We start from the raw sequence: 5,968 nt of genomic DNA, 5'->3' as shown, positions 1-5,968 counted from the left end.
TAGATTTTAGATTTTAGATTTTAGATTTTAGATTTTAGATTTTAGATTTTAGATTTTAGATTTTAGATTTTAGATTTGAAGCATTGACACCACGGATAAATTCGGGGGCAAGTTTCATCGGGTACAGATTTTTTATTTCTGGACGGATCAATTCGGGGGCTTGTATCCTGGATGCTTGCGGTCAAAACGATTTAATATTAAGTGGAACCTCTGGCTGGAAATCAATTGGCTTATGGGGTGCTACCGACACTGTGAGGACTGCCATCCTCACTGCAAAAGTGATTCAAGTTATTCAGCGCGAATTGAGATGATTGTAGATTGAGTCATATCAAATCGTTGATTGCGATCGCGCCTGGCTCCCTAATTAAAATTGTATTCGGGTTCAGTCGCCCTCGGTAGGTTCGATACCCTCCATTAAATTACTCTCCTTAATTAGCAAACAGTCGATCGCTCCCACCGCCGTTGCTGAGTGTATCACTATATCGATCGGCATAACACGAACCAAGTCTGTTGCTGGGAGTCATAGAGGTATGCGATTTTGGCAATTGACTTTTGTATGGTTCTAGGTAATCTGAACTGAGGATAACAAAGCCTAATTGCACTTGGATCGAGCTGCCGCCAGAAGTCGAGCCAACTTTGTCAATCTCTCTAAGGATAGAGGCAGATGTTTGAAGTGCGGAGGTCATTTTCTCAATGCACTCAGATTCCCCAGCCAAAATTCTGGAAACAAAATATCCACATTCATTGATGCTGGAGCCCTTGACTACAAAGCTTTGGGATGGGGAATCTCCGTATTCCGAGGCGGGAGTCGTTTCCCTGAAAGAAGTTAACATATTCCGTCCTCCAAAAGTGTGTTTAGCGGTAGATACAGCCTTGGAGTCAGAGCTTCTGAAACTGCCAGCGACCTTGTTTATTTCGCCCATTCTTATTTAACCTATCTATTAGTGTCCCCTATTTCTGCAGCAGTGCCATCCGCGATCGCACGGAATTTATATTCTGCGTGTTTTCCCTGACTTCCGCCAAACGCCAAATTACCGATCGATCCGGTATCCTATCCGTGATCCCACTTTCACAAAAGAATCCCACCGTAAGCCGATGCTTCAAACCTCGATAGTCTTGAGTCATTTGCCCATCTAAAATCTAAAATCTAAAAAGGTATGACACTTAGTAGATTAGCCTGGCAACTGCACCGCTCAAGATTCTGTGGAAGATGGCGGTTTTTTCCCTGCATTGCGAATATTAATAATCTTGTTGAGCGCCTCAAACCAAAAAGCAGCCCCCATAGAAATAGCTACGCCGCTCAATATCCAACCAAACAATTTGGAAATCAAAGCCAGCCACAATACATTCCCCTGCTTATCTCGTTCTAAGCTGTTCTGTTCGCTCCATCCAAAAGGCAGGGCTACCTCATCCAAAGCTATATCTACATCCTTTTGAACTTTTCTCAGACTTGTTAAATTATCTAATTTAGTCTTAGCATTTTTTTCCACCAACTGCTCAGCGTACACATTAACAGTCGATCGCAACATCGAATCCTTCGACAACCGATTAATAATATGAATGCTATCAGCATTAGCAGCGACAGCGATCGCAGTTCCGAGCAAAATCGCAACCCCTCTAGCATTCCGCTTGTAAACACCAGAAGCACGCTCCATCGATTGGTCAAACCAAATTTCAATTTCTTTCTGAAACCGCTCCAACTGCTCTTGAGTATCTCCGCTGCCTTTTTCAGCGCGCTGCGCTAAAATATAAAGGCTGCGTTTCAAAGATTCTGGCATACGGTCTAAGGTTTCTTGAATTTGTTGATAAATCGGACTTTCCTCTTTGAGTTCCATAATTTCTGCTGCCGACTCTTGACTTTTTTTAACAGTATTTAACAGATTGCTAAAACTCGGTTGCAGTTGCCCCAGCAGCGCCACCCGCTCAATTTTGCTATCAAAACGAGCCTTGACAAATGCCATCTGCCTCTGAAATTCTCTCCCTCCCTGCTCGGTTTCTGGTAGATAAACCTGAGAATCCTTAATATAAAATTCTAGCTTTTCCGACATTCGATCTAAGCTGTTGTTCAAACTTGCTAAATTGTTTTGATAATCTTCAACAACTCGATTGAACTCCGCAGTCAGCCACCTAAATTCTTGCTCAATAATCGGTTTAGTAGCATCCGGCAAACTCAGATTCGCTCCAATCTGTTGAATTTGTGCCAACTGTAAATCTTTAAATCTTTCCAATCGGGTTTTAGAGATGGAGCTGAGCAAACTAGAAACCTTTAAAGTCTCCAAAAGACTAGCAGAAAAGCACTCGGCTGGAATATAAGAAGGCCCAGTGGATTTATTGCCGAAAACATTTTTAGTACCCGTAATTCCGTGGTACAAATCCCCCAGGCGGTGCGTAACAGAGCGAAATCCCTCTGATAACAGCCCTTTCGCTCCCTGATTCAAATCTTTGATAATCGGATTGGCGTAAATCGAATGGGCTAACTGTCCGACTCGCTTAAATTGCAGGGGATCTTTCGCACCTTCGCTGCCTCCTGAAATCAGCACTTCGATCGACTTCTTTAAATGTTCCGCCCGCCACTGCCAAACAGTAGCAATCAGTTCCTGAATTTCCGAAGCTAGCAAGCTTAAAGTCAGGTAGATAAATACTAAGCCAATGATAATATCTATAATTACAGGCAAGTTCATGGTATTTTCCTAGTTGCAAATAACTGCTGTCTAAGTTTACCCTCAGTTTGGGACGCTCAAAACTCTCTTAACTTATGTCAGAAATCTTTCCATTCCTGGGACGCAAACCGAAAAATCGCTGGAATGACAGCTTTACAGACAAAGTGTGGATGCTGGCTTTTCTGTTGGCTGCAGTGCTGATTTTCGGGCTGAATCTGGGCGGCGTGGCTTTGCGGGATTGGGATGAAGGCATTGCAGCGCAGGTAAGTCGCGAAATTTGGCGCGGCAACTTAAATTGGCTGTATCCGACGATCGACTCTATGCCTTATTTCAACAAACCGCCGCTGGTACACTGGCTAATCGGGCTGTGTTTTGCAGCAGGCGGTGTCAGCGAATTCACGGCGAGGTTGGTACCGGCGATGCTGACAGCCACTTCAGTGCCCTTGCTTTACGCCATTGGCAGGGAGTTGTTTCTGCAGCGTTCGATCGCCATTTTTTCTGCCCTCGTTTATCTGACGCTGTTACCGGTGGTGCGGCATGGACGTTTGGCGATGTTGGATGGAGCAGTTTTGTGTTTTTTGTTGGGGGCGATGTGGTGTTTGCTACGATCGCGCCGCGACTTGCGCTACGCTTTGGGTGCGGGGATTGGGTTCGGGCTCATTTGCCTGACTAAGGGCGTGATGTTGGGGCTGCTGCTGGCTGGGATGGGCTGTATTTTTTTGGTTTGGGATACCCCGCGACTCCTCACTTCTGCGTATCTTTGGGGCGGATTGGCGATCGGAACATTGCCAGTAGCTGCTTGGTATTTTGCCCAATGGCTGCACTACGGCCAATATTTCATCCACGCTAATTTAGTTAACGAATCTTTCCGACGCATTTCGGAACCTGTGAGCAGTCACAAAGGCCCGCCCTGGTATTATATTTTAGAAATTTTAAAATTAGCTTGGCCGTGGCAGTTATTTTGGCTACAAGGGCTGCGTTTGAGTTGGGAAAATCGCAATTTTCCCGGGCCAAAATTAGTATTGGTTTGGACTGGAGTATATCTGCTGGCTATTTCTGTGATGACTACTAAATTGCCGTGGTATGTTTTGCCAATTTATCCAGCTTTTGCTCTTGCTGTTGGCAGTTATCTCGCTGAAGTTTGGGAGCAACTTTGGCTACCACCAGAACCGCTCAAAGAGAAAGCAGAAGAACGTTTTGATGCTATTTCTTTGTTGCCTCATCCCGCGATTTTGGCAGTGCTGGGTGTAGTTGGTGTTGTCGGCTGCATTTACTTCAGTGGCTTAGTGCAAATTGGGAAATACATTGTGCCGATCGAGCGAGATTTGCAGTTAATGCTGATGGTTTTAGGTTTGACAATGACAATGGCGGCCGTGTTGCTGCACCGCCAAGACAGGCAGTTTATATTAGTTTTAATTTGGGGAACTTACCTGACGCTGTTAGTATTGGTGGCTTCAGATAACTGGGTTTGGGAACTGGCGGAGGATTATCCCGTTAAGCCGATCGCCGAAATTGTCCGCACAGGAACTCCGGCCGGTCAACAAGTGTTTACTTCTCACCGCTTGGGCCGTCCCTCGCTGAATTTTTACAGTCAACGCCAAGTTATTGTCGCCGACGCGCCAACGCTCAAAAAGAAATGGCAAACTCTTCCTCAACCTTATTTTCTGTTAGAAAAACCCGTTTTAAAACATTTACGTTTGCAGAATGCTGAGGTTGTCAAAACAGCGGACGATTGGGTTGTGGTAACTAAAAAGTAAGCGTGTTTCCCCAAATTACCGTAGGGGCGGGTTCACCAACCATAATCGCCTCAGACCAAAAATCTCGAAAACCCGCCCCCACCCAACGACAAATCCGAATCTACATTTTTGGGATGCAATCGCATATCAGATAAATCTAGGCGATCGGCTGGGTGCGGACGAGTTTACCAACAATTCATACGAGAAACCAACAATCTCAAAAACCCCCTACACAAACTCAACCTTAAAAAGCTTACCCAAAAATGTTACACTAAACAAAAGCCTCAGTTAAATGCTCTCTAATAGAACTATGCAACTTACTGAACAACGATACTACTCGATCGAGGAATATCTAGCACTAGAAGAAGCTGCTGACTACAAAAGCGAATACATTGACGGTGAAATATTTCCTATGGCCGGTGGCTCTACCAATCACAATCAAATAGCGCTCAATTTCAGTACCGAACTAAATTTTGCGTTCAAAAAACTAGACTATCGAGTTTTCATGAGCGATGTCCGCTTGTGGATACCCAAGAAGCGCATCTATACTTATCCCGATGTGATGGTAGTATGTGGGGAGCCGGAGTATTATAATAACCGCACCGATACGATTACCAATTCCAGGGTAATTATTGAGTTTTTGTCAGCGTCAACTAAAGGATACGATCGCAGCAAAAAATTTGAGGGATACCGCACAATTCCCACTCTTGAAGAATACTTATTGATCGACCAAAATCGGAGATATATCGAACATTTTTCTAAGACGGATGATAAGCGATGGTCGTTTGCTGAGTACAATGAATTGGATGAGACGATCGCGCTTGCTTCAGTATCCTTTGAAATTGCTGTGGCAGATATCTATAATAAAGTGAATTTTGAACAAGTAGATCCAGAAATTGCACCTGAAATTGCAGAAGTTTAATGAGGCTTAAAGCCCGCCAGGGTGCATCTCATTTTTGCAAATACAGCATATTCCATGTATGTGCGGTACACACAATCTTGTAGTAAGTAAGGTGCGTCGCCACCAACAATCTGCAAGTTCTATTTAAAAGGTCGCAGCGACGCACCCTACATATTAAAATCACACAATATAAATTTAGCGGCTACTGTACTTCATCAACCTGGAATATGCTGTATATTCTACAAAATTGAGATGCACCCCCCCGAAAAGCCTGGTTTATTCGGTTTTGATACGTTTAATCTGTCACGCATTTACATTGCATATTGAGGGCGGGCTTTCTGGCCCTACCCCTACTCCCCACAAGACTTACAGCATATTCCATGTATATGCGGTACACACAACAAGGGTCGTAAGCATCGGTGCGTCGCCACCAGTCAATCTGCAAGTTTCATTAAACATGAGCAGATCAGCACCCTACATAACAATGTACCAACAATAGAGCTTTATAGTGTACTTCACGAACCACCGAATATGCTGTAGATTATTTTTTGACATTCAATTTAAATCAATACTCCGGACAGTTTTGGGAACGATACTAAGGAATGAAAAATAAATAACTTAATGAATTACTCAGGTTGGGGTACGGCTCGATAATTCCATTTGGGCAAATA

5 protein-coding genes are annotated in these 5,968 nt (G+C 44.0%); 2 read left to right on the top strand and 3 right to left on the bottom strand.

Going from position 1 to position 5,968, the window contains the following annotated elements:
- Window positions 1-428 precede the first annotated feature (428 nt).
- The 3 genes from QT979_RS28290 to QT979_RS28280 form a co-directional block, all read right to left on the bottom strand.
- On the bottom strand, window positions 429-833 hold the full coding sequence (locus QT979_RS28290) for a hypothetical protein (RefSeq protein WP_333312331.1): 405 nt from the start codon (window positions 831-833) through the stop codon (window positions 429-431).
- A gap of 118 nt (window positions 834-951) precedes the next feature.
- Window positions 952-1,125 (bottom strand): hypothetical protein, encoded by a 174-nt coding sequence (locus QT979_RS28285; protein ID WP_333312330.1) that lies wholly within the window; start codon window positions 1,123-1,125, stop codon window positions 952-954.
- 68 nt (window positions 1,126-1,193) lie between these two features.
- Window positions 1,194-2,681 (bottom strand): hypothetical protein, encoded by a 1,488-nt coding sequence (locus QT979_RS28280; protein ID WP_333312329.1) that lies wholly within the window; start codon window positions 2,679-2,681, stop codon window positions 1,194-1,196.
- Between the two features lie 74 nt (window positions 2,682-2,755).
- On the opposite strand from QT979_RS28280, the gene QT979_RS28275 reads away from it, so the two are divergent.
- Window positions 2,756-4,417, top strand: a complete 1,662-nt coding sequence (locus QT979_RS28275; protein ID WP_333312328.1) for a glycosyltransferase family 39 protein — start codon at window positions 2,756-2,758, stop codon at window positions 4,415-4,417.
- Between the two features lie 289 nt (window positions 4,418-4,706).
- Window positions 4,707-5,318 (top strand): Uma2 family endonuclease, encoded by a 612-nt coding sequence (locus QT979_RS28270; RefSeq protein WP_333312327.1) that lies wholly within the window; start codon window positions 4,707-4,709, stop codon window positions 5,316-5,318.
- Window positions 5,319-5,968: the final 650 nt, after the last annotated feature.

The organism is Microcoleus sp. w2-18bC1 (genome assembly GCF_036700365.1).
Taxonomy (GTDB): Bacteria; Cyanobacteriota; Cyanobacteriia; order Cyanobacteriales; family Microcoleaceae; genus Microcoleus.
Note: the sequence above shows the minus strand (reverse complement) of the source record. Positions and strands in the feature narration are given on the sequence as shown.

Excerpts from the sequence above, each read along its gene's own strand:
- QT979_RS28290 (WP_333312331.1), bottom strand. The coding sequence starts at position 833 with ATGTTAACTTCTTTCAGGGAAACGACTCCCGCCTCGGAATACGGAGAT.
- QT979_RS28285 (WP_333312330.1), bottom strand. The coding sequence starts at position 1,125 with ATGACTCAAGACTATCGAGGTTTGAAGCATCGGCTTACGGTGGGATTC.
- QT979_RS28280 (WP_333312329.1), bottom strand. The coding sequence starts at position 2,681 with ATGAACTTGCCTGTAATTATAGATATTATCATTGGCTTAGTATTTATC.
- QT979_RS28275 (WP_333312328.1), top strand. The coding sequence starts at position 2,756 with ATGTCAGAAATCTTTCCATTCCTGGGACGCAAACCGAAAAATCGCTGG.
- QT979_RS28270 (WP_333312327.1), top strand. The coding sequence starts at position 4,707 with ATGCAACTTACTGAACAACGATACTACTCGATCGAGGAATATCTAGCA.